The organism is Thermosipho affectus (assembly GCF_001990485.1).
Lineage (GTDB): Bacteria > Thermotogota > Thermotogae > Thermotogales > Fervidobacteriaceae > Thermosipho > Thermosipho affectus.
The window spans coordinates 1-26,635 of sequence record NZ_LBFC01000006.1 but is presented as its reverse complement, the minus strand read 5'-3'; the positions used below and the strand labels follow the sequence as shown (position 1 = coordinate 26,635).

Here is a 26,635-nt window from a genome sequence, read left to right as displayed (position 1 = left end):
GTATAATTAAGTAGTACTTTTAATTTTGTGAGGTGGTATTATGGGTATAAAAAAAGGAGATAAGGTATTGGTACATTATGTGGGAAGATTTGAAGATGGAGAAATTTTTGATAGTTCAGAAGGAAAAGAACCATTACAATTTGTAGTTGGGGAAAGACAGGTTATTCCTGGTTTTGAGGAACAAATTATTGGTATGGAGGTAGGCGAAAAAAAGACAATAAATGTTCCCTATGATAAGGCTTATGGAGAATATAGAGAAGATTTGGTTTTCCCCGTTGAAAAGGAAAAATTACCAGAAGATGTACAAGTGGGTCAATTTTTTGAAGTACATCAACCAGATGGTGGAACTTTTGTTGTTAGAGTTTCAGAAGTTAATGAAGATAAGATTATGCTCGATGCCAATCATCCTTTAGCGGGTAAAAATTTAATATTCGACATTGAAATAGTTTCCATATTATGAAAAATATAGAGAAATATTCATTGGGTGAGGAAATAGCAAATGCAATAACCCATGGAATAGGGACTTTGATAGCATTATTTGGGCTTGTTTGGTTGATAGTGTATGCTTCGATGAGTGGTGGAGTACTAAAAATTGTTTCTTTTACAATATTTGGTGTTACGCTGTTTTTGCTTTATTTAATTTCTACATTGTATCATGGGATAAGTTATAGGAAGGCTAAGGCTATATTTGAAATAATGGATCATTCTGCTATTTTTTTACTAATTGCTGGAACTTATACCCCATTTTTATTGCTGGTTATTAGTGGAAGACTTGGATGGATTTTGTTTTCAATAATGTGGGTGCTTGCAACTATTGGCATTGTATTTAAAGTATTTTTTGTTAGAGAATATATGGTAATTTCTACACTTATTTACATTGCAATGGGATGGATGATAGTGTTTTTTATAAAAAATTTATGGGTCAATTTTAATGAGCGAGGAATAATTTTGTTGGTCTTAGGTGGTTTGGCCTATACAATTGGTACTATTTTCTATATGTATAGAAAGATAAAATTTCATCACATGATATGGCATCTGTTTGTAATTTTAGGTAGTATTTTCCATTATTTTGCAGTACTTTCAATTTGAAATAATTTTAATATGTAGGTTTGGCAAAATCCAGGTAAATAGATTCAGGGTAACCTGGATTTTTTTGTGTACTGTATTTGACATTTGCTGTGTAAAAATGTAAACTAATAATTGAGGTGATAAAATGAAAGAAAGATTAAAAAAGATTTTGGTGATTTTATCTGAATCAAAAGGTCCCGTTAAAGGTAAGGATTTGGCGGAAATGTTGGGAGTTAGTCGGCAGATAATAGTTCAAGATATATCCGTTTTAAAGACAAAAGGGCACAAGATTTTTTCAACAAGAGATGGTTATATTCTAGAAAAGAAAAAAGATTTTGTCAGAAAGATGATTGCCGTAAAGCATTCTGAGGACGAGATTTACGATGAACTTTTGAAAGTTGTAAAAGCTGGAGGAAAGGTAATAGATGTTATAGTTGAGCATCCTCTTTACGGTGAAATTAATGGTAGGCTTGATATTGCAACACTGGATGACGTTGCAAAGTTTATGGCCCTTATGAAGAGTTCAAATGCAACTCCGCTTTTAAAATTATCCGGAGGTGTTCACATACATACTATAGAAGCTCCAAATAAAGAGGTTATGGAAAAGATATTAGAAGCTTTAAAGGATTATCTTTTGGAGGTGAAAAAGTGAAAATCGATCAAGTCATTGATAGTGTAGTTTCAAAAGAAAAACAAAGAAATCTCTTAATTTTGACTTCTTTAATATGGATAGTAGGCTCTGCTGGTGTTATGGTTATACCATTTGTCCTTCCGAATTTAATTTCAGAATGGCAACTTTCAAAAACCATGGCAAGTTCTCTTGTTAGTGCAACCTTTTTAGGCATGCTTTTTGGTGCATTGTTGTCCGGTGTGATTTTGGATTACTTTGGCAGAAAGACCGGTACTATTTTTTACTTGTTAATTTCCGTGATTTTTACTGTATTGTTTGGTTTTTCAAAGGGATATTCAATAGCTTATTTATTGAGATTTTTATCTGGTTTTGGATATGGAGGACTTTTGCCTTCGGCGAATACTTATCTTTCTGAATTTACATCGATAAAACTTAGAGGAAGGTATTTAGTATATTTGGAAACCAGTTGGGCAATTGGAAGTATATTAATAGCACTTTTTGCGGTAACTTTTGGAGAAAGATTTGGATGGAGATGGAATTTTTATATTTTTTCATTAGGGTTGTTGATATTAATAGCACTTTTAAAAAATTCTGAAACTCCAAAGTATCTTTTTGAAAAAGATGGTATAAAAGCTTTAAAAGAGAGATATGGTGATGTTCCAGGTAGTATTGAAAGCGTGGAAAAGGTGAAAGTTACTTTTGGTGCTTTGTTTAGAAGTAGATACATTAAACAAACTATTTTGGTTATGATATCTTGGTTTGTCGTAAGCTTTGTGTATTACGCACTTTTTTCGTGGGCACCTAGGGTTTTTGTGGAAAACCTTTCAATTACCATAACTAAAGCAAAATGGTATACATTTTTTGTATATCTTGCCCAATTGCCTGGGTATCTTTCTGTGGCGTATTTAATAGAAAAATGGGGAAGGAAAAAGACTTTATCCGTGTATTTTATAGGAATGGGACTTTCTTCGTTTTTCCTATTTCTTGCCTCTGGAAATATTACGTTTTTGTTTGTTGTTTTAGTTCTTTCGTTCTTTACTTTAGGAGTCTGGGGATTAGTATATGCGTACACCCCAGAGTTATTTCCCACCTCATTTAGAGGTACTGCAAATGGAGTAGCAGGTGTAATGGCAAGAGTTGCTGGAATAATAGCACCATACTTTACGGGATACTTTGTTGATAAATCCATAGTTGCCGCGCTTTCATATACTGCGATATTTTCAATTATTACAGGTCTATTAGTATTGATTCTTGGTGTGGAAACTAAAGATAAGCCAGTTGGATAATTTTGGGCATCTTATGATGCCCATTTTTTGTTTAATTGACTGTTCAATTTTTTTATGTTATACTATTATCAGACAAAGTATGAGAGTGATAATTCCTCTGATAAAGAGGTGAAAATATGAAAGATTTGTCCGATAGACAAAAGAAAATTCTATATTGTTTAGTTAGAGAGTATGTAAAATCTGGTATTCCAGTAAGTTCCCAAAAAGTTTTAGAAACAACGAATTTAGAGTGGAGTGGGGCAACTGTTAGAAACGACATGAGAAAGTTGGATTATTTAGGATATGTTTTTCAACCCCATACTTCTGCGGGACGTATTCCTACGGACAAGGGGTTGAAGTTTTATGTAAATGAAGTGTTAAAGGTGAGAAAGGAGACAAAAAAGGTAGGTTCTTCGATAGATATTAGAACGGACTTTCCGATAGGTGATTTGGATAAAGTCATACGAGGTGCTGCAAAGCTTTTATCAAATACTTTAAAGGCCTTTGTTATTATAGAAAAACCTAATCCCATGAATCTCAGAATTAGAAGGATTGTCCTAACTCCAGTTACAAAGACATTTTCCATTGTGAACATTATTACTGAATTGGGACTTACTTCTGTTCTTCCTATACAACATTCCGAAATTTCTAATATATTGGAAATTGAAAAGTTTTTGAATAAAAGTCTTGATGGAATACTTTTGAGTGATTTTAAATTAAAATTAAAAGAAGTGGTTGAAAAGTTTTCATGGGTTGGTGGTAGATTAAAAGAATTTATAGAACTTTCTGAAAGAATTGCGTCTGAAAAATACGATGAATATATTATTGAAGGAGTATTTAATCTTGTGAATGCGAAGAAATTTGGTGAAGATAAATTAAGAGAAATTGTAAAAATTTCTACAAATTCTGAATTTTACCCGCAAATTTTTTCACTAGGTGAAGGAATATACGTAGGAAAGGAACATAATATAAGAAATTTTGAGCAATATGCAGTTTTGATAATGCCTTATTTTGTCTTTGAGCGAGAAGTGGGGAGAATTGCCGTAATTTTTGATAAATTTAGTGATTACTCTAAGGTATTTGATAGTGTGGAATATGTGGTAAACAGACTTACTGAATATTTTACTATTGTTGCAAGAAATGTTGAATAATTGGAGGTGATTGAAGTGGAAAAAGAAATGAAAAATGAAATAAAGAATGAAGAAAAGAAAGAAGAAAGGAAAGAAGTGGCAAAAGAGAAAAAAACACCAGAGAAAATTGTGGAAGAACAAAAAGAAAAAATAAAGAAATTAGAGTTACAGTTAAAAGAATTTGAAAATTATGCACGTGTATTAAAATCTCAATTTGAAAATTACAAAAAAGATGTACTCAAAGAAAAAGAACAAATAGCAGTTTCAACGATGGGAAGGATTTTGGAAAGATTTTTGCCAATTTTAGATGATTTTAAAAGATCATTTTCGAATGCAAATGATGAAGAAAGAAATACACAATTTTACAAGGCAATTGAATTGATTTATAAGAATTTATTTAAATTGTTGGAAGGTTTTGGACTTGAAGAAGTTAAAGTAGGTAATAAATTTGATCCATTTGAACATGAAGCAGTAGAAAGAGTTGAAGATGAGGAAAAAGAAGAATATTCTATTGTAGAAGTTGTGGAGGATGGGTATAAATTTAAAGGAAGGATTTTAAAACCTGCAAAGGTTAAGGTCTCGGTAAAGCCTAGGAGGTGACTTTATGGCAAAAAAAGATTATTATGAAATTCTTGGCGTTTCAAGGAACGCATCCCAAGATGAAATAAGACAAGCGTATAAGAAGCTTATAAAAAAATGGCATCCTGATAGAAATTATGAAAATAAAAAGTTAGCAGAAGAAAAATTTAAGGAAATTCAGGAAGCATACGATGTGCTTTCTGATCCTGAAAAACGGGCGATGTATGATAGGTATGGTTATGTGGGAGATGTACCACCGAATGCCGGAGGTGGATTTGGCGGTTTTGGCGGTTTTGAGGATATTTTTAAAGACTTTGGTGATTTTATAAACAACGATATTTTCAATATTTTCTTTGGTGATCAAAGAACATCTTCAAGAAAGAGAGCAAAAAGACCAAAAAGAGGAGAAGATATAAATATTTCCGTTGATGTGTCTTTTGAGGAGTTGTTTACCGGAATAAGAATACCGCTTGAATATGATAGATACGAGGTTTGTGAACATTGTAATGGTGAAGGAGTTGAGCCTGGTAGTGGTTGGATTACTTGTCCAAAGTGTCATGGGACGGGTACAGTTAGAGAAGAAAGGAGAACATTTTTAGGTGTTATTGTAAACCAATATACGTGTAATCATTGTGGTGGAACAGGAAAAATTCCTGGGGAGAGTTGCCATACTTGTGGTGGAACAGGAAGGATAAAGAAAAGATATAAGGTTGAAGTTAACATTCCAGCTGGTATTGAAAATGGAACTATCTTGAGAATACAAAGAGGAGGGAATGCCGGGTATAATGGAGGAGAATATGGTGATTTGTATGTTCACGTAAGGGTTGTTGGATACTCTGATTTTGAAAGAAAGGGAAATGATTTAATTAAAGAGATTAAAATAGATTATTTGGAAGCAATTTTAGGTACAAAGGTAAAAATTAGAATGCCAAATGGTAAAATAAAAGAGGTAAAAATTCCAGCGGGTGTTCAACATGGACAAGAAATATATGTATATGGTGAAGGATTGCCTGATATGAGAACGGGGAAAAGAGGAGATTTAATTTTGAGGGTTAGAGTTGAGATTCCAAGTAGGGTATCAAGAACTGAAAAAAAGTTATTAAAAGAGATAGCAAAGTTGAGGGGAAAGGATGTTGAAGAGGATTGAAGAATTTTTAAAGAATTTTTTTAAAGAGTATAGATTTTCAGGAGCTGTTTTGGGGGTAAGTGGGGGAGTTGATTCTGCGGTAGTCCTTGGTTTATTAGTGAGAGTGTTAGAAAAAAGTAGAATAAAATGTTTTATCCTTCCAGAGAGAGATAGTCCAAGAGATTCAATAAAAGATGCAAAGTTTGTTTGTGAGCATTTTAATGTTGATTATGAAGTTAAAAATATAAGTAGAATAGTTAGAAAATTTGGAGTTTATAAATATTATCCACCAGCTTTATTTGTTCCCTTTAAAATAAAAGAAAGATATGCAAAAAGTAGATGGAATAAGTATAAGAACGAAGGTAATCCGTTTGAATTTGATGTCTTAGGGATAGAAGATGAAGAATTTCTAAAAGGAATAAGTTATTATAGAATAAAGCATAGGGTTAGAATGGTTTATTTGTATAAAGAAGCTGAAAAGAGAAACTATGCAGTGGTTGGTACAACTAACAAGACGGAATTTTTAACAGGTTTGTACGTAAAATGGGGAGATGATTCTACAGATGTTGAACCTTTACTTCATCTTTATAAAACGGAAGTGTACAAGTTGGGGGAAATTTTAAACGTTCCAGAAAGAATCCTTGAAAAACCTGCCTCACCAGATTTGATACCTGGCCTTAGTGATGAAGAAGTCTTTGAATTAGACTATCCCATTTTAGATAGGATCCTAAAGAAAATAGTAGAAAATAAAGACTTATCCGATGAAGATCCAGAAAAAGTAAAAAAAGTAAAGAAATTATATGAGATTGGGAAGTTTAGAAATAAAGTAAGAAATATTAGCATTGAGGGATAACATGAAGGATATAGCCAAGAAGATAATTTTAGAAACATTTGATCAAATAAGTCCAGAAAAGTTGGTTTTGGAAAAGTTAAAAAAGATGAACTTGAAAAAGGTTTATGTACTTTCTATTGGAAAAGCAGCGTGGCGTATGGCGAAAGCTGTATCTGAGTATTTGGATGTAGCATATGGGATTATAATTACAAAGTATGGATATTCATTTGGGGGTATAAAAAACTTCGATATTTTTGAAGCAGGACATCCCATACCGGATGAAAATTCACTAAAATATACAAAGTTTGCCATTGAAAAATTGAGAAAATTAACGCAAGATGATGTTTTGTTGTTTTTGATTTCTGGAGGAGGTTCTTCTCTTTTTGAATATTTGGAAGAAGGTGTAACGCTTGAAGATTTAAGGAATATAACAAATGATTTATTAAGAAAGGGTGCAAATATTGAAGAAATTAATATAATAAGAAAAAAGCTTTCCAAGGTAAAGGGCGGAAAATTTCTTTCTTTAATTAATGCAAAGGTTGTACCACTTGTGTTATCTGATGTGTTAGGAGATAAATTAGAATACATTGCTTCTGGACCTGTTTATCCAGATAATAGTACTTTTAAGGATGTAAAGAAAATAGTTGAAAGATATAAAATAAACTTAAACGAAAATATATGGAATGTTTTACAAAAGTGTGCAAAAGTCCAAAGAAAAATTTCTCATTACATTGTAGGTAATGTAGATTATGCGTGTAAAAAATTGGAAGAAAGTGCAAAAAAATACGGTTTTAATACATACATATTAACAACACAATTAACTTGTCAGGCAAGAGAAGCGGGAAAGTTTTTGGCAAGTATTGTAAAAAGCAAAAATTCCTTTAAAAAACCTTATTGTTTAATATTTGGTGGAGAAACTGTGGTAAAGGTAAAGGGAAATGGTCTTGGTGGAAGAAATCAAGAGCTTTCTTTTTCAGCGGCTATCGAAATAGAGGGAATGGATAACGTGGTTATTGTATCTGTAGGTACAGATGGTACAGATGGGCCTACAGATGCAGCAGGTGGTATAGTTGATGGAAATACCGTTAAAATCATTAGAGAAAAAGGTTTTTTACCAGAGGATTTTTTGGAGAATAATGATACGTATAATGCTTTAAAGATTGCAGGTGATTTGTTTATTAGTGGTCCTACAGGAACAAATCTAAACGATATAGGTTTTATACTTAAGAGGTGAGAATATGAAAGCTATGGTACTAACAAAGATTACTGAGTATTTTAGAAAAAAGATGGAGGATTACAAAGAAATTGAGTGGTTTACTTCAAAGGATATAGCACGTTTAGAAGAAATGGATATAGTAATTGGTGGATTTTTAACGGAAGAGCAGGTATTGAAAGCCAAAAATTTAAAGGTAATCTTTATTCCATGGACTGGTACTGATAAATTACCTTGGAAGGTTATAAAGGAAAGAGGGATAATTGTATCAAATTCACATGGAAATGGTAAAATGGTTGCAGAAAGAGCTATTGCCCTTTCCCTTGCTTTAATGGGGAGAGTTGTGGAGTACCACAATGATCTTAAAGAGGGGATTTGGCATGGATTTGCCGTGGGATTTAAAGAAGATGACTATTGGTTTTCATTGCAAAAAAAGAAAGTAGCTATTTTGGGTACAGGGGTAATTGGAAGGCATATTGCAAAACTTTTAAAGGGATTTGATTGTTATATTATAGGTTTTAAAAACAAATTAGAAGAAATAGAGGGATTTCACAAAATTACAAATAATTTGAAAGAAGCGATAGAAAATTCACAAGTTGTATATTTGGCGTTACCGTTAACTTCTAAAACGAGGAACATTATTGATGGAGAAGTTTTGTCTTGCATGGAAGGAAAGTATTTGATAAATGTAGGGCGTGGTGAACTTATAGATGAAAAAGCTTTATATAGCATCTTGAAAGATAAGAAATTGAAAGGGTTTGCATCTGATGTTTGGTATAATTACCCTTCAAAAGAAAGAGAAATTATTTTACCGTATAATTATCCCATTAATATGTTTAAAAATGTTGTAATTTCTCCACATGTTGGTGGTTATACAGTAGAGGGGCAAAATGGCAGAATTGACGAGCTTTTCAAAAATATAAATGCGTTTTTAAAGGATGGAATGCCTTTGACTGTTGTTGATCCTGATCTTATGTATTAAGTAAGAATAGGAAGCATATTTATGGTATATAATAATTATGTTTAGCTTTTCTATTTAAATTTATTGGATATTTAGATATTTACATGGAAAGGTGGGGGATAAAATGAAAAGTTATACAGAATATTTATGGTTTAATACAAAGAATAGAAAAGAATTAGTTAGGATAACAGATGTGATTGAAGAAATAGTGAAGAAGAGTGGTATAAAAGAGGGATTTTGTCTTGTATCTGCTATGCATATAACTGCTGGAATAATAGTTAATGATGATGAATCCGGTCTTCACAGAGATATATGGGAATGGTTGGAAAGGTTGGCACCTGTTGGAGATTACAATCACCATTGGACTGGTGAGGACAATGGAGATGCACATTTGAAAAGAATTTTGACACATCACCAAGTAATACTTCCAGTAACTAATGGGGAGTTAGACTTGGGACCTTGGGAGCAAATTTTTTACGCAGAATACGATGGGCAGAGAAGAAAAAGAGTAGTTGTTAAGGTAATTGGTGAATAGGTATGGAATTGATAAAGTTTTACAGAACGGTACTTGAATCTATTGTCGAAGGGGTAATAATTGTAGACAAGGATGCAAAAATTTTATACATCAACAAACGTGCGGTTCATATATTAAAACTAAAAGAAGATTTTATAGGTAAGCCTGTAGTTGATGTTGTTACAAACACTAGGTTGCACATTGTGGTAAAAACGGGGATTCCAGAAGTGGATGAAGTCCAAAATGTTGGAGAAAATGTAATAATTACTTCGAGAATGCCTTTAACGGATAAAGATGGAAATATTTTAGGTGCAGTGGCAGTTTTTAGGGATATCACAAGTGTGAGAAAACTTGCCGAGGAAATTACTAATCTCCACCAAATTGAGGCAAGGTTAAAGGCTATAATAGATTCTACATATGATGCTATTTCAGTTGCAGATGAAAATGGATATGTTGTGCTAGTGAATAAGGCATATACAAAAATAACGGGATTTAAACCAGAGGAAGTTGTTGGAAAACCTGCCACTGTTGATATAGCCGAAGGTGAAAGTATACACATGCAAATTGCAAGGACAAAAAAGCCCATTTTTAACGCAAGATTAAAGGTGGGACCTTTAAAAAGAGAGGTTATAGTTAATGCAACTCCGCTGTTTGTTAAAGGAAAATTTAGTGGAAGTGTAGCAGTCGTTCATGATGTATCTGAAATATTAAGTTTAACAAGAGAACTAAAAGAGGTTAAGAGATTTATAAGGCAGATGAAGGCACAGTATACTTTTGATGATATAGTAGGGGAAAGTGAAAAAATATTGATAGCAAAAGAGCAGGCAAAAAAAGTTGCAAAAACGCCTGCTACTGTTTTTTTAAGGGGAGAGAGTGGAACGGGTAAGGAATTGTTTGCGCATGCGATACATAATGAAAGTAATAGAAAAGATAAACCTTTTATAACTGTAAATTGTGCAGCTATTCCAGAAAATATGCTGGAAATTGAATTGTTTGGTTATACAAAAGAACCGTTTTTGGATAAGAACACTCAAAAGGGATTAATTGAAGAAGCAGAAGGAGGTACATTATTTCTTGACGAGATAGGAAAAATGCCTATCACAATTCAATCAAAAATTTTGAGATTTATAGAAAATAGGGAGTTTTTACCAGTAGGTTCTAATAGAGTGAAAAAGGTCGATGTAAGAATTATTGCCTCAACAAATATGAATATTGAAGAACTAATAAAGAAAGGGGAATTTTTGGTTGATCTTTACTATAGATTAAATGTTTTTCCAGTATATATACCACCTCTTAGAGAAAGGAAAGAGGATATTAAGATGCTTGCAAGATATTTGGCAAAGAAAATAAGTCAGCAATATGGAAGAAATGTTATTAATATATCAAGTGGTGCAATAGAATACTTAAAGAAATATAACTGGCCGGGAAATGTTAGGGAACTAGAAAATATAATTGGTCGTGCGATTATAAACATGAAAATCAATGAAAATGTGCTTGAAAAGAGGCATTTTCCACCATTATTTCTTGAAGATACGGATATTTTAAAAAAAGAAAGTTCTTTAAAATCTATGGTAGAGGATTTTGAAAGAAAGATAATAGAAAATTCATTGAGAGAAAATAAGGGAGATAGAATGTTAACTGCAAAAAAGTTAAAAATAAGTTTGAGAACGCTTTACTATAAAATGGAGAGATACGGTTTGTTAAAAAAGGAGGGTGAGTATGAAAATTGATATATTGTTGGAAGGTGGGTTAATAAGTATACCAGATAGGGCTAAAGCTACCTTTTCTACTATTGCTTTAATTGAAGATGATATGAGAAGAATTTTAATAGAACCAGGAGACTATGTAAGCCATAGTATATTAGAAGAAAAGTTGAAAGAAAGGAATTTAAAAACAGATGATATTACGGATATAGTTTTAACTCACTTTCACCTTGATCACGCTTATAACTCCATGTTTTTTAAAAATGCAACAGTTCATATACATGAAAACTTTTTAAAGAAAAATTACGAGAAATTTGGAATGATAGTGGGAAAACAGTATAAAATGATTATAGATGCATGGAAAGCTTTCCAAACATTTAGAGATGGGGATATTTTATTTGATAAAATTAATGTGTATCACACACCATGGCATGCAAAGGAACACTGTTCTTTTGTAGTAGATACAGAAAATTTTGGAAAAGTCTTTTTCCCTGGAGATATCGTTATGACTAGGGTAGAGTTTTATGATATAATGAGGATGTTGAGAGATGATGAGTGTGCGAGATTTGTTAGGAAAATTGTAAATAAATGTGATTATTTGATTTTTACGCATGATAGTGGTATTTTTTTGGATAAATGGAGGTGAAAACATGAAAGTTGCGCTTATTTCTTATGAGGTTTATCCATTTGCAAAGGTTGGAGGGCTTGCAGATGTGGTAGGAGCGCTTCCAAAATATTTAGAAAAGCTTTCTGTAGAACCGATCGTAATAATGCCTAAACATAAAATTGTTGAAAAAAACGCAGAAAAATTTTTGTATACTTTGGAAAAAGTAAAGGGGGATATAGAAGTCCCGTTTTTAAAAACAGATGAGAAATTTGATATTTACAAGACAACTATTCCACGTACAAATGTTCCAGTGTATTTTATAGCAAATGATTACTATTTTTCAGCAGATGAAGTTTATGAAGGACCTGATTTAGCAGAACAGGCAATTTATTTTTCCGCGGCTGTTTTGGAAACTCTAAAGGTATTAAATTTACCGATAGATGTGTTACATGTTAACGATTGGCAAACTGGATTAATACCTGTTTATTTGAAATCACTTTATAAAGATGATGAGTTCTTTGGGAAGATTGTTACGTTATTAACTATTCACAACCTTGGGTACCAAGGTATTTTTGGCAGTAAATATATGGAGTTTTCAGGGCTTCCCAGTTATTTGTACAATATTGATGGTATAGAATTCTATGGAAAGATAAATTTTCTTAAAGGTGGTATATTATTTTCTGATATTATTAACACTGTAAGTCCTACTTATGCAATGGAGATTCAAACTAAAGAATATGGTGAAAAACTCGATGGGGTTTTAAGATTAAGAAGTTCTGATCTCTACGGTATTTTAAATGGTATAGATTACGATGAGTATAATCCAGAAACGGATAGGAGAATTTATGTAAATTATTCCTTGAATGATATTGAGAAAAAATATGAAAATAAAAAGTTATTGCAGAAAGATTTGGGGTTGCCAGTTGGTGAAAATATACCAATGATAGGGATGATTACAAGGTTAGTTGATCAAAAAGGCTTAGATATTTTATCGGAAGTTTTAAGGTACATTGTAAATTACAATGTGCAATTTGTTATTTTGGGTACTGGTGATGAAAAATATGAGGATATGTTCAGAAAAATGGAAGAAGAATTTCCAGAGAACATTTCAGCAAATATCAAGTTTGATATTAATCTTGCACAAAAGATATATGCGGCAAGTGATATGTTTTTAATGCCTTCAAGGTATGAACCTTGTGGATTGGGACAAATGTACAGTTTAAGATATGGAACTATTCCCGTTGTTAGATACACAGGAGGACTTGCAGATACTGTATTGGAATACGATGAAAAGAAAATGATAGGAAATGGTTTTGGATTTGTAGAATACGGTTCTTCTCAATTACTCAAGGCAGTGGCTAAAGCTATTGATTTTTACAGAAATAAGAAAGTACATTGGAAAAAGCTTGTTGATAACGCGATGAAGACGGATCTTTCATGGGAGAGATCGGCAAAGGAATATATAAAATTATACAATAAAGCTATGAGTAAAAGGGTTTAAAGGAGGAATTATTATGCCGGAATATAGGAAGGATCCAGTTGTAAGAAGATGGGTTATAATAGCAACTGAACGTGCCAAAAGGCCTCACGATTTTTCAGTTCCAAAGGAAGAAAAAAAGGATGGATTTTGTCCTTTTGACTATGGTAATGAACATACCACACCGCCTGAAGTGTTGGCATTTAGACCAGATGATAGTGAACCAAATTCACCAGGTTGGTGGGTAAGGGTTGTCCCCAATAAATTTCCCGCTGTTAATCCAAATATTGAAGTACAAAAATATGGGCATGGTATGTACGATGCTATGACTGGCTTTGGATACCATGAGGTTATTATAGAAACTCCAGATCACAATAGTACCTTTGCACTTTATGATGACAAACAAGCTCAAGAAGTTGTTTGGGCCTATGTAAAGAGATATAATGAGATAGAAAAAGATGAAAGGATAAAATACATATTGATATTTAGAAATCATGGAGCATTAGGTGGGGCATCTTTACCACATCCTCATAGTCAGATAATTGCAATACCAAGCATTCCAAAAAGAGTGCTAGAAGAAATGAATGGTTCAAAAGATTATTATGATTACAAAGAAAGATGTGTATTTTGTGACATGATATCCCAGGAAAAAATTGAAAATAGGAGAATTATTGAAGAAAATGAGCATTTTATTGCTTTTGCTCCATATGCTTCAAGATTTCCATTTGAGATTTGGATTATTCCAAAAGAACATGCTCATAATTTTGGGGCAATTAGTGAAGAACAAATACCTACATTTGCAAGGATATTGAGAAATAGTTTATATAGGATATATAAGGTTTTAGATAATCCTCCATATAATTTTGTGATACACACTTCACCAACGTATGAAGAGGGAAAGATTTATTACCATTGGCACGTTGAAATAATGCCAAGGCTTACGAGGGTTGCAGGATTCGAATGGGGATCAGGTTTTTATATAAACCCCGTACCACCTGAAGATGCTGCAAAATATTTAAGAAATGTTGAAATATAAATCCTCCCATCTGGGAGGATTTATATTTTTATACGCTTTATTAAATTATATTCTTGTAGTGCCTCATCGTACATGCCTGCTTCTTCATACAGTTGTGCAAGTTTTAAATGCTTTTCTTCATTCATTGGATCTTTTTCTACTATTTTTTTATACGTTAATGCGGCAATTTTCTTAAGTCTTAATGTATAAAAGATATAAAACCTTACTATTCTGAACGAGGAAATAAGTCCAAAGAGGATAATTAATAGAAATAGTTCAAAGGTATTTGAAGATTTTGAAGGTTTTAGTTCATTTTTTGTGTTATTTGTTTTGTTAATTATATGTGGTGAATTGTATTTGCTTATTTTTTGCAACAAAATGTCTTTTTTTATTGATAAATTATTTATTTGTAATTTTTCTAGGTTTACGTTTTCTATCTTATTTTCATTTATTTTTTCCAAAATTTCAACGTATTTTTCTAAATCTAGTAAATACTTTGATGTGTATGTACCACCAATACTTTTTGAGAAATCAACTATTCTATTTAAGATTGGATATTTTTCCTCATCAAAGTTATTAATATTTTGTACGATGTAGTTTAATATGTTAAATCCTAAATCTTTGGAAAAAGATTTATTTTTGAATAAAGAAACAACATTGTATGTTAACATCGTGGGATATTTTAGAAAAAAATTCGTAAGCTCCTTTGCCGCTTTTTTAGTTTCTATTTTTGGATCTGTAATTTTTAGAAATATTATATTTTCTGCAAATGAGTCATATTTTGGATTTTCAATGGAATCTTTAACTAAACTCTCTACTTGTGGAAAAAAGAAGTTTATTAAGTTCAAAATCTTTGTACTTGGTGAGGTTTCTTTTAAATAATTTCTTAACCCATTAATGTCTTCTTTTATTAAAAAGTTTAAATTTTCCTTATCTTTTATTTGGATTTTTATCTTTATTTTTTTGCCCAGCTTCTCAATAGATGTGTCTGTTGGGTTTTCAAGTACGTATTCAAGATACTTTTTCCAAGATAATTCTGGATTTTTTTTTGATAATTCGATTATTTCATTTTTTGAAATGGAAAAAGAAAAGATACTAATCATTAATAGAATGATTATGATTTTCTTCATTTTCCCCCCCGATCCCATACGGTTCATTTTCCTTATTTTCAAATGGTTCAATATGTATAACTACATCGTATATTTTATTATTTGTAATTTTTATTAATTTTTCTTTTATGCATTTTGTAAGGTTGTGTGATTCTTTAACTGTCATATTAGGATCAACTTCAATATCCATGTTTATATCATATACATTTCCTATTTTTCTAACTCGTATTTTATGAGGATTTTTGATTCCGCTACAACTGTTGCATACGTCTATTATGGTATCGTATATCCACGTATCTTTAGGAGTAATACCGTCAAGAAGCACGTATGCATTTTCCGTGAAAATTTCAAACGCCACCTTTATTATTATAGCAGACATTACCATTCCAACCAAAGGATCCATCCATTCAAGTCCTAATTTATTTAAAAATACTCCTAAAAATACAAGGGAGGATAACAATATATCATTTCTCATATTTAATGCTTCTGCAACAAGCGAAGAACTGTTGTATTTTTTTCCATAAGTGTATTCTATTAGAAAAAGAATAGTTTTAAATGTAATAGATATTAACGTAACTACTAATGGTAATATACCTATTATCTGGAAATACTCTTTTGTTACAAATTTTTTAGTACTTTCTATAAAAAGTGAAATACCTGCATAAAAAATTACAAACGAGATTATTTTTGCACCAATATTTTCTATTTTTGAATGACCATATGGATGTAATTTATCTGGTGGTTTTACCGAAAGTCTTGTCGCAAAGAAGGTAACAAGAGAGGTAATGATATCCGTAGAGCTATCTATACCATCTGCAAGTATAGCTATGCTGTTAAATAATATGCCTGTGATAATTTTTATGACCGCTAAAAATATATTTGTTATAACCGCAAGAAAGGTTACTTTCTTTATATTCATTTTACACCTCTCTTATATTAATTTTCAATACTTCATTCATGAGCCTAAGAGAAAGTTCGTGTAATTTCTGATCATAGGAATTTGTTGCATTTTTAAATAAATTCACTTTTATATCCCTGTTTCTCAATTCTTCGGCGGTAAACAATACACAGATATTTGAAACTAGACCTGCAAGGTCAACTTCGGTGATATTCAATTTTTTGATAATTTTATCAAAATTTGTATTGTAAAAAGCAGAGTATCTAGTTTTTTTAATAAAATATACATTGTTGTAATCTTTTATTAGTTTTAGTATTTCATCTATAATTTTAGCACCATCTGTATTTTTCACACAATGCTTAGTCCAAATTTTAAATTCCTCATCATTTTCTTCATGCCAATCTTGCGTTAGTATAATGGGTATATTTTCTTTTTTTGCATTGGATATTAACCTTAGAATATGCGGGATAACATTTTCTGCGCCCTTAAAGTATAAAGTTCCCCCTTCTTTTGCAAAATCATTTTGCATGTCGATTATTATTAGCGCTTTCATGTTATCACCTCACAAATTCCTCTTAAAACCTTCACCTAAAACATATCTTGATTCGTTAACTATGACAAAAGCATTGGGATCTACTTTTCTTATAAAGTACATTAACTCGCTAAGTTCACGTCTTCTGATGGAAACAAATATTATATCTCTATCTTTTTTGGTATATCCACCTTTTCCTTTTAAATAAGTGAATCCTCTTCCCATGTTTCTTAAGATAAAGTCTTCAATGGGTTTATTATTATCCGAGATTATTGTAACTGTTATTGCAAGTTCTAGACCTTTTAGTACAAAGTCAATTGTAGTACCATTTATTATTATAGCAAGGATGGAGTACATACCTATCTTTGGATCAAAAGCAACACCTGCCATAAATCCTATAAAGAAGTCTATTACAAGGAGTGTTGTTCCCATTGGACTTGAAAAGAATTTATTAAATATCTTTGCAATGATATCTGTTCCACCAGTTGATGCATTTTGAGAAAAAGTTATAGCCATACCTATGGCAGTTAGTATATCTCCAAAAAATACAGCAAGCATCAAATCATTACCATTATAGGTTGGAATTTTTACAACCCTGTCGAAAAAGTCGATAAAGAAGTTTAATAGAAAAGTACAGTAAATTGTTTTATAGCTGAAATCAAAACCTATTATAATAAACGCTATTAAAAATAGCACAGCATTTATTATATACATCCAAATACCAACTGGAATTGGTACAACAGAGTGTAAAATTATTGCAAGTCCAGATGCTCCACCTGCTGCTATGTTGTTTGGAATTAAAAAGATAACAAGTCCCAATGCCGTCAAAATTACCCCGATAGTTGATAGAATGTATTCTCTGATTAATTCTTTGATAGGAATGTTTTTAGCCATAATACCCCCTCCTTTATATAATTTTTACTAAATCACCATACAATGGACCAGCAGTTGTTTTTTTGATTTTAACTAGTATCTTTTTTCCAATGAGAGATTTGTCACCTTCAAAAGCAATTATTTTATTTCTTATGTCCCTACCGTAATATAGACCAGATTTTGCTTTTGTTTCAACTATTATTTCTACAGTTTGATCTAGGTATTTTTCATTTAATTTTTTGTTTATTTGTTTTTGAAGGTTTAAAATATAAGCCATTCTTTTAGTTTTAACCATTCTTGGAACGTTATTTTTAAAGTATTTCCAGGCTATGGTACCTTCTCTTGGAGAATAAATTGCAAGGTTTAATCTTTCAAATTTTATTTTTTTAACAAGTTCTACAGTTTTTTCGAAATCTTCTTCTGTTTCATCTGGAAAACCTACAATAATATCACTTGAAATTGAAGCGTCTGGGACAATTTTTCTGATTTGTGATATTAATTCTTCATATTCTTCTATTGTATATCTTCTGTTCATCTTTTTTAATATTTTGTTACTTCCGTGTTGGACGGGAAGGTGTATACTTTTTGCTATTTTTGAGCTCTTTGCTATTTCATGTGCTATATCCAGTGAAAAATCCGTTGGATATGAAGTTAAAAACCATATTCTTTCTATACCTTCAATTTTTGTTGTTTGGTTTAAAAGCTTTGCAAGTGAGCTTCCATCTTGTAAGTCTTTTCCATATGCATCAACGTTTTGACCTAAGTATGTGATTTCTTTTATGCCATTTTTTGCAAGGTTTTTAACTTCAGAAAGAATACTTTCTTCCTTTCTAGATTTTTCTCTTCCCCGCGTGTATGGAACTATACAATATGTACAAAACCTGTTACAACCGTATATTATAGTTATCCATGCGTGATGTTTTGAGTTTCTCTTCAAAATATTTGGATAGTTTATTTCATCGAGCTTGTCCTCAAAATATGCACTTTTTTTTCCTTTAATGGCTTTTTCAACTGCTTTTGGAACAAACAAAATAGCACGTGTTCCAATAACAAATTTTACTCCTCTTTTAAATAGATTTTCCTTTTCTTTTTCTGCTCCACAGCCCATAACTCCGATTATTTTATTTTGTTTTTTTAATTCACCGATATGACTGTAAAATTTATCTTCCGATTTTTTTCTTACTACGCAAGTGTTTAAAATCACAATATCTGCGTCTTTTTCATTTTCGGTAATTTCATAACCTGCTTCTTCAAGGTAAAATTTGGCGATTTCGCTGTCGTTTTCGTTCATTTGACACCCGTATGTTTTTATGTGAATTTTCTTCATATTTCCCCTCCCTTTTCAAGTAAATCAATTCTATCATTTATATAGGATTTTTCCACCAATAAAATTTAACAAAATTGTTAAATATGATAAAATTTTATGGGGGTGTATTATGCGTATAAAAGAGATAGATATTGCAAAGGGCTTTTTGATGGTTTTAATTATTTTTGCTCATTCGTATGCACCTGAAAGGTATGTTTCTTATGTCTCTAATGTTCTGGCATCTTTTATGTTTATTTCTGGATTTTTATTTAAAGAAGAGTCTTTTTCTTTAAAGTTGAAGAAGATTTTTTTTAATATATTGGTGCCATTTTATTTTATGACGACAATAGGTTATTTTTTGTATTTTGCTATAAACAAAGTTTTACATTTAACAACTGATGTTTTTTCTACGTTTTTTGATTTTATAATTTTTGGATATGCTCCAATAGATATACCTGTAAACGTGTTACCGTTGTGGTATTTATATATGTTTTCAATTGCAGAGATTTGTTTTGTGATATCTGTTAGATTAAAAGTTACCTATTTAATTCCTTTGTTTTCTATTTTATCTACTATTCTAGTTAATGTGCAAACTAAATTCTTTAAATTAGAAGTGGTTTTTCATGGATTGGTATGGTTTTACTTGGGATGGTTATTTAAAAGAAAAGGATTTAACTTTAAAGTAAAAAAACCTCTTTTGTTACTTGGAATTTCCGGATTTTTGATTTTTTTGTTGACGGGTTTGAATGGATTTAACGATTGGAGAGAAGCAAATTATGGAAATTATCCTCTTATTTCATATGTTGTGGAGTTTTTCACTTTGATCTTTGTAATTTCCTTTTCAAATTTAGTTGTTTCAAGGAAAATAGAAGGGTTCTTCATGTTATTTGGTAAGTTTACACTCTTTGTTTTGGGATATCATATTGTGATTCCTGGGCTTTTTATGCCTTTAATAAAGGATCCATTATTATTTTTAGAAAAATTTTGGTTGTTAAATTACTTTATTATGGTTTCTTTTATGTATTTAATAATAAGATTTGTACCAAAAAGATCACTTTATTTTTTGTCAGGACAATTTTATATAAAAAAAGCTTCGGGGTAACCGAAGCTTTTTATTTTTTCTCTGGAATTACAAGGTTTGCTATTATTCCAACAATAGCTGCCAGTGCAAGCCCTTTGAGTTCTATAGAACCTATTGTAAAACTTGCACCACCGATACCTAGTGTAAGTATTAAGGAAGAAACGATTAAATTTTTTGGCTTTGAAAAGTCTACTTTTTCGTTAACTATTGTTCTTAATCCAACTGACGCAATCATTCCAAATAATATCAAGCTTACGCCACCTATAACCGCAGTGGGGATTGTCTGTAATATGCTACCAAATTTTGAAAAGAAAGACATAAATATTGCAAATATTGCGGCAAGTCTTAAAACAGATGGATCATATACCTTTGTCAAAGCCAAAATTCCCGTGTTTTCGCTGTAAGTCGTATTTGCAGGACCTCCCAAAACCCCCGCTATCATTGTTGCAATCCCATCACCAATTAATGTTCTGTGAAGTCCTGGATTTTCTATGAAATTTTTCTCTACTACGGCTCCGTTAGTTGTAATATCACCTATGTGCTCCATAAAAGTTGCTATTGCTACAGGTGCAATAAGAAGAATTGATGAAATGTCAAACTTTGGAAGCATAAATTTTGGAACAGACACAAAAGCAGAGTTTTTCATTGGAGTAAGGTCCACATTTCCCGTTATTAATGAGAATACATATCCTACACCTATTCCGATTAGTATTGGTATTAGATTGAATAATCCTTTGAAAACTGTTGTGGACAAGATAATGGTTATAATAACAATTATTGCAACACTCCAATTTTTCGATGCCATATCAATTGCCACAGGACTCAAACTTAATCCGATAACCATAATCATAGGACCCGTAACTACGGGCGGAAATAATTTTTTGATTTTTTCAGTTCCAATCATTTTTATTAATAGCGAAAAGATTAAATATACAGCTCCTGCAACGACTATACCCCCAGTTGCATACCTTAAATCTCCCGTTTTTTCTTTAACTAAGATTATTGGAGCAATGTATGCAAAACTTGATCCAAGAAAAACTGGAACTATCTTTTTGGTAATAAAATGAAATGTTAATGTTCCCAAACCAGCTGTAAAGAGTGCAACAAGTGGGTCAAGACCTGTAAGAAGTGGAACAAGAACGGTGGCTCCAAACATGGCTAAAAAGTGCTGAAGGGCTAGAATGACCTTTTTCCATCCGTTTACATTTTGATAGACCCCTAATGTGCTTTCAAAATCCATACCAATTCCTCCTTTCTGGCCTCTCAGGACCAATTTAAAGGTACCTAAGTTAACATATCATAAATTATATTTTTTGTCAATATAAGTTAAGAAGAATTAAAAAATAAAACTTTTATCTATGGTATAATAAAACAAAGAAAATTAGGAGGTGTGTTAATGGTTAGACTGAGATTTGCACCAAGTCCAACGGGGTATTTGCACGTAGGCGGTGCAAGAACTGCCCTTTTTAATTTCCTATATGCAAGAAAAATGAATGGGAAGTTTATCTTAAGGATTGAAGATACAGATCTTGAGCGTTCTGAAAAAGAATATGAAAAAGGGTTAATTAACGCATTAAAATGGTTAGGTCTTGACTGGGACGAAGGACCAGATGTAGGAGGAGAATATGGTCCATATAGGCAAAGTGAAAGATTGGATATATACCATAAGTATGCACAGAAATTATTAGATGAGGGAAAAGCATATGAGGTTTATGCATATCCAGAAGAAATAGAGCAACTAAGAGAAAAGCTTTTATCTGAAGGAAAACCGCCACATTATACAAGGGAAATGTTAGAAGCTTTTGCAACTCCAGAGAGAATAAAAGAGTATAAAAATAAAGGATTAAAACCTGCAATTTACTTTTCGATGCCACGTAAAGAATATGTATTAAATGATATTGTAAAAGGAGAAGTGGTGTTCAAAGAGGGAACTGTTGGAGATTTTGCCATAATTAGAAGTAATGGTGTGCCTATTTATAATTTTGCATGTGTGATTGATGATTATTTAATGAAGATTACACATGTTTTAAGGGGAGATGATCATCTCTCAAATACTGTAAAACAAATAGCGTTGTATGAAGCGTTTGGATGGGAAACGCCAAATTTTGGGCATGTGTCTATGATTTTAGGACCAGATGCGAAAAAACTTAGCAAAAGGCATGGAGCAACTTCAGTTGAAGAATTTAGAGATAGAGGATATTTACCACAAGCTGTTGTTAATTTCTTGGCTTTACTTGGATGGTCTCATCCCGATGGAAAAGAAATAATGAGTTTGAACGAGCTTATAAACGCATTTTCATTGGAAAGGTTGGGAAAGAACCCTGCAATTTTTGATCCAAAAAAATTAAAATGGATGAATGCAGAACATTTTAGAAAATTGGATGAAGAGGTAATGTTAGATGTTTCTAAAAAGTATTTGTTAAAGTTTGTAAGTAAAGAAGATATAGATACCAATAAAGAGTGGTATGTAAGATTGTTGAAATCGATAAAGGATAGAGTAGAAGAATTAAGTGAAATACCACATCTTGTTGATTTCTTTTTTAACGAACCAGATGTGGAAATTCAGCTTTCCAATGAAGTAAAGGAAGTTTATAGAAAGTTAGTAGAAGAATTAAGAAAAATTGATGAGTGGAATGAAAAAGTGATATTTAAGGTTTTTAAAGAAGCAATGAAAAATAGTAAAGTAAAGGGGAAAGAATTTTACATGAACCTTCGAATAGTTTTAACCGGTAGAGAAGAAGGACCTGAGTTGGTTGACATTGTATATTTGCTTGGAAGAGAAAAAATGATAAAAAGGTTAGAGAAACATTTGGGGTGATAATATGGCTATTTACATTACGAATACAGAAACTGGAAAAAAAGAGGAATTAAAGACTATAACGCCTGGTGTTGTAAAAATGTATGTATGTGGGCCAACGGTGTACAATTATATTCACATTGGTAATGCAAGACCTGCCGTTGTATTTGATGCATTTAGAAGGTTTTTAGAATATAGAGGTTATAAGGTTGTAATGGTACAAAATTTTACAGATATAGATGATAAGATAATTAATGAGGCAAATGAATGGGGAGTTGATTTCAAAGATGTTGCAGATACTTTTATTGTCGAATATTGGAAGGATGCACAAAGTTTGGGGATAAGGGCTGCTAATTTTCACCCTCGAACAACAGATTACGTTTCTGAGATTGTTGAAGCGGTTGATAAATTAATTTCAAAAGGATATGCATATGTTGCAGATAACGGAGATGTTTATTTTAGTGTGAGGTCCTTTGAAAAATACGGTACTTTATCTGGAAGAAAAATAGAAGATTTAGTCGCAGGTGCAAGAGTTGAAGTTAACGATTTAAAAAAAGATCCACTTGATTTTGCTTTGTGGAAGGCCGTAAAACCTGGAGAACCAAATTGGAATAGCCCTTGGAGTATTGGAAGACCAGGTTGGCATATCGAATGTTCTGTGATGTCTCAGAAACTTTTAGGAGATACATTTGATATACATGCAGGTGGAGAAGATTTGATCTTTCCACACCATGAGGATGAAAAGGCTCAAAGTGAGGCATTGACTGGAAAGCCTTTTGCGAGATATTGGATGCATAATGGTATGATTGTTACACGTGGAGACAAGATGAGTAAATCCATAGGGAATGTATTTTTAGTACGTGAGGCGGTAAAAAGATATGGAAAAGATGCGGTAAAATTGTTTTTACTTTCAAAGCACTATAGAACACCTATCGAATTCTCGGATGAAATACTTATGGAAAATAAGAAAGCGTCTTTGCGGATTATTAAAACGTTGAATAGATTTGAAGAAAAGCATCCATATCCGCTTGTTCCAAAAAGAGATGAATATATGAAGGAAGTAGAAAGTAAATTTATAGAGTCGTTGGAAGATGATTTTAACACGCCTAAGGCAATTGCGTTGATTTTTGATTTATCAAAAGAGTTAAATAAAGCAATGGATGATGGAAATGACAAGGAAGCATTAAAGAGATATCACTTGATTACAAGGGTTTTCGGAAGTGTTTTAGGACTCTTTGAAGGTGGAGCCAAGATAGTAGATTCAAACGAAGAAAAAGTGTTGGATGAGATTTTGAAAGTAAGACAAGAATTTAGAAAAGAGAAAAATTACCAAGCTGCGGATAAAATACGTGATGCATTAAAGAACGCGGGAATAAAGATTTTAGATACCCCTGATGGAACTAAATGGGAAAAGTTTACGGAGGTGAATGAATGAGATTTTCACAACTTTATGCACCTACTTTGAGGGAAAATCCTGCCGATGCTGAAATTCCAAGTCAAGCACTGTTACAACGTGCGGGATTTATAAGAAAAATTGCTGCAGGGGTTTATACTTATTTACCACTTGCAAGAAAAACACTTTTAAAGATTGAAAATATTGTAAGAGAAGAGATGAATAGGATAGGTGCACAGGAAATTTTAATGCCTATAATCCAGCCTGCAGAACTTTGGAGAAAAAGTGGAAGATGGGATGATTATGGTCCAGAGATGATGAAGTTGAAAGATAGGCATGAAAGAGATTTTACTTTGGGGCCTACCCATGAAGAATTAGTAACTGAACTTGTAAAAAATGAGTTGAATTCATATAAACAATTACCAATAACATTGTATCAAATTGCAAATAAATATAGGGATGAAATTAGACCAAGATTTGGTGTTTTGAGGGCAAGAGAATTTATAATGAAAGATGCATATAGTTTTCACAGTAGTTGGGAATCTTTGGATGAAACTTACAAAAAGTTTAAAGAAGCATATTCTAGAATATTGGAAAGAATAGGACTTAGGTATACTATAATTGAGGCATCTTCTGGTGCGATTGGTGGAAATGAATCTCATGAATTCGTTGCTTTTGCAGAATACGGTGAGAGTAATGTTTTGTACTGTGATTGTGGTTACGCAGGAAGTGACGAAAAAGTTCCATACGTTGGAAATTATAGGGTGTATGATGAAGAAGAAAAAGAAAAAGAGCTTGTCCATACACCAAATGTTAGGACAGTAGAACAGGTTGCACAATTTTTAAATGTGGAATTGGGACGTATCGTTAAGTCATTGATATTTAAAGGAAGAGAAGGTTTTGTGATGGCATTGGTGCCAGGTGATAGGGAGCTTAATTTTGAAAAGTTAAAGGCATATTTAGGTGATCAATCACTTCAAATGGCTTTGCCAGAAGAGATATTTGATAAGTTTGGTGTTCCAATAGGTTTTCTTGGTCCTGTGGGATTGGATGGAATAAGGATTATCGCAGATAATAGTGTAAAGCATATGAAAAATTTTGTAGTTGGGGGTATGAAAAAGGACTATCACTACATAAATGTAAATTACGGTAGAGATTTTGAAGTAAATGAATGGACGGATTTAATTGTAGTTGAACCAGGTGATCCATGCCCTGTTTGTGGTAAACCCTTAAATGGAGAGAGGGGTATAGAACTAGGACATATTTTTAAATTGGGAACAAAATATTCGGAGACTATGGAAATAAAGTACATGGACAAAGACGGAAAATTACAACCATTTATAATGGGATGCTATGGTTGGGGAATTTCAAGAACTTTAGGTGCAATTGTAGAGCAATTACACGATGATAATGGAATAATTTGGCCTGTTTCAGTTGCTCCATTTGAAGTGGTTGTAACAGTTGTTGGTAGGGAAAAAGAGAAGCAATTTGGTGAAAAACTGTATAAATATTTATTGGATAGAGGAATAGATGTACTAATTGATGATAGAGACGTATCGCCAGGTGTAAAGTTTAAAGATGCAGATTTAATAGGTTTCCCAGTCAGAGTAACTATTGGAAGGATGTACAAAGAAGGAAAAGTGGAATTAAAAGAAAGAAAAGGAAGTTCAAATGCAATTGATGCAAAGGAAGAAAATATTTACAATAGTTTAATAAATATACTTAAATAAAATAAAGGCTCGAGATTGTATTTATCCTCGAAAGTGTAATAAAAAAAATCAATTATTAATTTTTCAAATAGCATGGCTTTGGTACTATACTGGAGCCATGCTATTTTTTCTTGCCTTGAGGTATTTCTTTTCTTGACATGCTTTAAATTGTTCATACTATATACTACTTTTTTATATCTTCCATTTGTTATATATTCCATGTGTATCGTTTTCTTAGGCTTTATTTTTTTTATATTAAATTTTTTATATTAATTTATATACTTTTTTGTTTTAGTACAATTGTTATACGATAACACACGTAAACATTACGTATTTGAGATATATTTCTTCATTTTTTAGTTCAAATGTTTAAAGAAAAAAACCTTTTTGTTGGTTTTATTTGTTATTTCTGAGACTTTTTGGAATTCAGTATAAAAAAGCTATGGAGCCATGTTTTTTTATTAATTACAGTATAAGTAGTCGAAATTCTATATCAATTTTTAAACATAAATATTGATATCAAACAAGTGTAGTAACAATTCATTTGAATTCCATTTTATGGAATTAGGTTTTTTAACACCTCCATTTGATTGTGTCGCCACAACAGCTCTTTGTTTGAATTCCATTTTATGGAATTAGGTTTTTTAACATCCAACTCGAAGAAGGTTCAGTTGCAACTGAATACGGTTTGAATTCCATTTTGTAAAAGTCAACATAAAAATGGCTCAAACAGAATAGGCATTCTTTTGCAGAATATAATTGCAACTTCAAATTTTAAGAAAAACAAGGCCTTTTCAGTTAAAGAGGGTTTGTTAC

The 26,635-nt window shown here is 31.9% G+C and carries 25 protein-coding genes; 19 read left to right on the top strand and 6 right to left on the bottom strand.

Features of this window, described 5'->3' with window-relative positions:
• Positions 1–40: 40 nt before the first annotated feature.
• From XJ44_RS01630 to galT, 15 genes are all read left to right on the top strand, one after another.
• Complete coding sequence (locus XJ44_RS01630) at positions 41–460, top strand: FKBP-type peptidyl-prolyl cis-trans isomerase (protein ID WP_075665336.1); 420 nt, start codon at positions 41–43, stop codon at positions 458–460.
• Complete coding sequence (gene trhA / locus XJ44_RS01625) at positions 457–1,089, top strand: PAQR family membrane homeostasis protein TrhA (protein WP_075665335.1); 633 nt, start codon at positions 457–459, stop codon at positions 1,087–1,089. Before XJ44_RS01630 ends, trhA begins: the two co-directional genes overlap by 4 nt.
• A gap of 124 nt (positions 1,090–1,213) precedes the next feature.
• On the top strand, positions 1,214–1,720 hold the full coding sequence (locus XJ44_RS01620; RefSeq protein WP_077197860.1) for a transcription repressor NadR: 507 nt from the start codon (positions 1,214–1,216) through the stop codon (positions 1,718–1,720).
• On the top strand, positions 1,717–2,985 hold the full coding sequence (locus XJ44_RS01615; RefSeq protein ID WP_077197859.1) for an MFS transporter: 1,269 nt from the start codon (positions 1,717–1,719) through the stop codon (positions 2,983–2,985). Before XJ44_RS01620 ends, XJ44_RS01615 begins: the two co-directional genes overlap by 4 nt.
• A gap of 116 nt (positions 2,986–3,101) precedes the next feature.
• A complete protein-coding gene (hrcA, locus tag XJ44_RS01610) occupies positions 3,102–4,115 on the top strand; it encodes a heat-inducible transcriptional repressor HrcA (RefSeq protein ID WP_077197858.1) in 1,014 nt (337 codons plus the stop codon).
• A gap of 27 nt (positions 4,116–4,142) precedes the next feature.
• A complete protein-coding gene (locus tag XJ44_RS01605) occupies positions 4,143–4,694 on the top strand; it encodes a nucleotide exchange factor GrpE (RefSeq protein ID WP_369799922.1) in 552 nt (183 codons plus the stop codon).
• A 4-nt stretch (positions 4,695–4,698) separates the two neighbouring features.
• A complete protein-coding gene (gene dnaJ / locus XJ44_RS01600) occupies positions 4,699–5,820 on the top strand; it encodes a molecular chaperone DnaJ (protein WP_077197857.1) in 1,122 nt (373 codons plus the stop codon).
• Positions 5,804–6,652 carry an NAD(+) synthase gene (nadE, locus tag XJ44_RS01595; RefSeq protein ID WP_077197856.1) on the top strand — a complete coding sequence of 283 codons (849 nt, stop codon included), beginning with the start codon at positions 5,804–5,806 and terminating at the stop codon, positions 6,650–6,652. The genes dnaJ and nadE overlap by 17 nt, the downstream gene beginning before the upstream one ends.
• 1 nt (position 6,653) lies before the next feature.
• Complete coding sequence (locus tag XJ44_RS01590) at positions 6,654–7,865, top strand: glycerate kinase type-2 family protein (protein WP_077197855.1); 1,212 nt, start codon at positions 6,654–6,656, stop codon at positions 7,863–7,865.
• Between the two features lie 4 nt (positions 7,866–7,869).
• Positions 7,870–8,826, top strand: coding sequence for a 2-hydroxyacid dehydrogenase (locus XJ44_RS01585; RefSeq protein ID WP_077197854.1), 957 nt, complete (start codon positions 7,870–7,872; stop codon positions 8,824–8,826).
• A 103-nt stretch (positions 8,827–8,929) separates the two neighbouring features.
• A complete protein-coding gene (locus XJ44_RS01580; RefSeq protein WP_077197853.1) occupies positions 8,930–9,340 on the top strand; it encodes a secondary thiamine-phosphate synthase enzyme YjbQ in 411 nt (136 codons plus the stop codon).
• A gap of 2 nt (positions 9,341–9,342) precedes the next feature.
• Entirely contained in the window at positions 9,343–11,049 is a 1,707-nt protein-coding gene (locus tag XJ44_RS01575; protein WP_077197852.1) for a sigma-54 interaction domain-containing protein, read from the top strand.
• Positions 11,039–11,668 carry an MBL fold metallo-hydrolase gene (locus XJ44_RS01570; RefSeq protein WP_077197851.1) on the top strand — a complete coding sequence of 210 codons (630 nt, stop codon included), beginning with the start codon at positions 11,039–11,041 and terminating at the stop codon, positions 11,666–11,668. The genes XJ44_RS01575 and XJ44_RS01570 overlap by 11 nt, the downstream gene beginning before the upstream one ends.
• A gap of 4 nt (positions 11,669–11,672) precedes the next feature.
• Complete coding sequence (locus XJ44_RS01565) at positions 11,673–13,130, top strand: glycogen synthase (RefSeq protein ID WP_077197850.1); 1,458 nt, start codon at positions 11,673–11,675, stop codon at positions 13,128–13,130.
• Between the two features lie 13 nt (positions 13,131–13,143).
• Positions 13,144–14,142 carry a galactose-1-phosphate uridylyltransferase gene (gene galT, locus XJ44_RS01560; protein ID WP_077197849.1) on the top strand — a complete coding sequence of 333 codons (999 nt, stop codon included), beginning with the start codon at positions 13,144–13,146 and terminating at the stop codon, positions 14,140–14,142.
• A 20-nt stretch (positions 14,143–14,162) separates the two neighbouring features.
• Here the strand turns inward: galT and XJ44_RS01555 are convergent, their stop codons facing one another.
• The 5 genes from XJ44_RS01555 to miaB are packed head-to-tail and all read right to left on the bottom strand — an operon-like array spanning position 14,163 to position 18,860.
• Positions 14,163–15,251 carry a tetratricopeptide repeat protein gene (locus tag XJ44_RS01555; protein ID WP_172799325.1) on the bottom strand — a complete coding sequence of 363 codons (1,089 nt, stop codon included), beginning with the start codon at positions 15,249–15,251 and terminating at the stop codon, positions 14,163–14,165.
• Positions 15,217–16,149 (bottom strand): cation diffusion facilitator family transporter, encoded by a 933-nt coding sequence (locus XJ44_RS01550; RefSeq protein ID WP_077197848.1) that lies wholly within the window; start codon positions 16,147–16,149, stop codon positions 15,217–15,219. The genes XJ44_RS01555 and XJ44_RS01550 overlap by 35 nt, the downstream gene beginning before the upstream one ends.
• A gap of 1 nt (position 16,150) precedes the next feature.
• Positions 16,151–16,681: a cysteine hydrolase family protein gene (locus XJ44_RS01545; protein WP_077197847.1), complete on the bottom strand. Its 531-nt coding sequence runs from the start codon at positions 16,679–16,681 to the stop codon at positions 16,151–16,153.
• A gap of 9 nt (positions 16,682–16,690) precedes the next feature.
• Positions 16,691–17,554, bottom strand: coding sequence for a YitT family protein (locus tag XJ44_RS01540; protein ID WP_075665318.1), 864 nt, complete (start codon positions 17,552–17,554; stop codon positions 16,691–16,693).
• A 13-nt stretch (positions 17,555–17,567) separates the two neighbouring features.
• On the bottom strand, positions 17,568–18,860 hold the full coding sequence (gene miaB / locus XJ44_RS01535; RefSeq protein ID WP_077197846.1) for a tRNA (N6-isopentenyl adenosine(37)-C2)-methylthiotransferase MiaB: 1,293 nt from the start codon (positions 18,858–18,860) through the stop codon (positions 17,568–17,570).
• Positions 18,861–18,969: 109 nt separating this feature from the next.
• Here miaB and XJ44_RS01530 point away from each other — a divergent pair, with 109 nt between their 5' ends.
• Positions 18,970–19,941 carry an acyltransferase family protein gene (locus tag XJ44_RS01530; protein WP_077197845.1) on the top strand — a complete coding sequence of 324 codons (972 nt, stop codon included), beginning with the start codon at positions 18,970–18,972 and terminating at the stop codon, positions 19,939–19,941.
• A gap of 10 nt (positions 19,942–19,951) precedes the next feature.
• On the opposite strand, the gene XJ44_RS01525 is transcribed toward XJ44_RS01530, so the two are convergent.
• On the bottom strand, positions 19,952–21,160 hold the full coding sequence (locus XJ44_RS01525) for a uracil-xanthine permease family protein (RefSeq protein WP_077197844.1): 1,209 nt from the start codon (positions 21,158–21,160) through the stop codon (positions 19,952–19,954).
• Positions 21,161–21,316: 156 nt separating this feature from the next.
• On the opposite strand from XJ44_RS01525, the gene gltX reads away from it, so the two are divergent.
• The 3 genes from gltX to XJ44_RS01510 are packed head-to-tail and all read left to right on the top strand — an operon-like array spanning position 21,317 to position 25,840.
• On the top strand, positions 21,317–22,738 hold the full coding sequence (gene gltX / locus XJ44_RS01520) for a glutamate--tRNA ligase (RefSeq protein ID WP_077197843.1): 1,422 nt from the start codon (positions 21,317–21,319) through the stop codon (positions 22,736–22,738).
• A gap of 4 nt (positions 22,739–22,742) precedes the next feature.
• Entirely contained in the window at positions 22,743–24,152 is a 1,410-nt protein-coding gene (cysS, locus tag XJ44_RS01515) for a cysteine--tRNA ligase (protein WP_077197842.1), read from the top strand.
• Positions 24,149–25,840, top strand: a complete 1,692-nt coding sequence (locus XJ44_RS01510) for a proline--tRNA ligase (RefSeq protein ID WP_077197841.1) — start codon at positions 24,149–24,151, stop codon at positions 25,838–25,840. The genes cysS and XJ44_RS01510 overlap by 4 nt, the downstream gene beginning before the upstream one ends.
• Positions 25,841–26,635 lie beyond the last annotated feature (795 nt).

Bases quoted from the DNA above. Each gene is read 5' to 3' on its own strand.
- XJ44_RS01630 (WP_075665336.1), top strand. From the start codon at position 41: ATGGGTATAAAAAAAGGAGATAAGGTATTGGTACATTATGTGGGAAGA.
- trhA (WP_075665335.1), top strand. From the start codon at position 457: ATGAAAAATATAGAGAAATATTCATTGGGTGAGGAAATAGCAAATGCA.
- XJ44_RS01620 (WP_077197860.1), top strand. From the start codon at position 1,214: ATGAAAGAAAGATTAAAAAAGATTTTGGTGATTTTATCTGAATCAAAA.
- hrcA (WP_077197858.1), top strand. From the start codon at position 3,102: ATGAAAGATTTGTCCGATAGACAAAAGAAAATTCTATATTGTTTAGTT.
- XJ44_RS01605 (WP_369799922.1), top strand. From the start codon at position 4,143: ATGAAAAATGAAATAAAGAATGAAGAAAAGAAAGAAGAAAGGAAAGAA.
- dnaJ (WP_077197857.1), top strand. From the start codon at position 4,699: ATGGCAAAAAAAGATTATTATGAAATTCTTGGCGTTTCAAGGAACGCA.
- nadE (WP_077197856.1), top strand. From the start codon at position 5,804: ATGTTGAAGAGGATTGAAGAATTTTTAAAGAATTTTTTTAAAGAGTAT.
- XJ44_RS01590 (WP_077197855.1), top strand. From the start codon at position 6,654: ATGAAGGATATAGCCAAGAAGATAATTTTAGAAACATTTGATCAAATA.
- XJ44_RS01585 (WP_077197854.1), top strand. From the start codon at position 7,870: ATGAAAGCTATGGTACTAACAAAGATTACTGAGTATTTTAGAAAAAAG.
- XJ44_RS01580 (WP_077197853.1), top strand. From the start codon at position 8,930: ATGAAAAGTTATACAGAATATTTATGGTTTAATACAAAGAATAGAAAA.
- XJ44_RS01575 (WP_077197852.1), top strand. From the start codon at position 9,343: ATGGAATTGATAAAGTTTTACAGAACGGTACTTGAATCTATTGTCGAA.
- XJ44_RS01570 (WP_077197851.1), top strand. From the start codon at position 11,039: ATGAAAATTGATATATTGTTGGAAGGTGGGTTAATAAGTATACCAGAT.
- XJ44_RS01565 (WP_077197850.1), top strand. From the start codon at position 11,673: ATGAAAGTTGCGCTTATTTCTTATGAGGTTTATCCATTTGCAAAGGTT.
- galT (WP_077197849.1), top strand. From the start codon at position 13,144: ATGCCGGAATATAGGAAGGATCCAGTTGTAAGAAGATGGGTTATAATA.
- XJ44_RS01555 (WP_172799325.1), bottom strand. From the start codon at position 15,251: ATGAAGAAAATCATAATCATTCTATTAATGATTAGTATCTTTTCTTTT.
- XJ44_RS01550 (WP_077197848.1), bottom strand. From the start codon at position 16,149: ATGAATATAAAGAAAGTAACCTTTCTTGCGGTTATAACAAATATATTT.
- XJ44_RS01545 (WP_077197847.1), bottom strand. From the start codon at position 16,681: ATGAAAGCGCTAATAATAATCGACATGCAAAATGATTTTGCAAAAGAA.
- XJ44_RS01540 (WP_075665318.1), bottom strand. From the start codon at position 17,554: ATGGCTAAAAACATTCCTATCAAAGAATTAATCAGAGAATACATTCTA.
- miaB (WP_077197846.1), bottom strand. From the start codon at position 18,860: ATGAAGAAAATTCACATAAAAACATACGGGTGTCAAATGAACGAAAAC.
- XJ44_RS01530 (WP_077197845.1), top strand. From the start codon at position 18,970: ATGCGTATAAAAGAGATAGATATTGCAAAGGGCTTTTTGATGGTTTTA.
- XJ44_RS01525 (WP_077197844.1), bottom strand. From the start codon at position 21,160: ATGGATTTTGAAAGCACATTAGGGGTCTATCAAAATGTAAACGGATGG.
- gltX (WP_077197843.1), top strand. From the start codon at position 21,317: ATGGTTAGACTGAGATTTGCACCAAGTCCAACGGGGTATTTGCACGTA.
- cysS (WP_077197842.1), top strand. From the start codon at position 22,743: ATGGCTATTTACATTACGAATACAGAAACTGGAAAAAAAGAGGAATTA.
- XJ44_RS01510 (WP_077197841.1), top strand. From the start codon at position 24,149: ATGAGATTTTCACAACTTTATGCACCTACTTTGAGGGAAAATCCTGCC.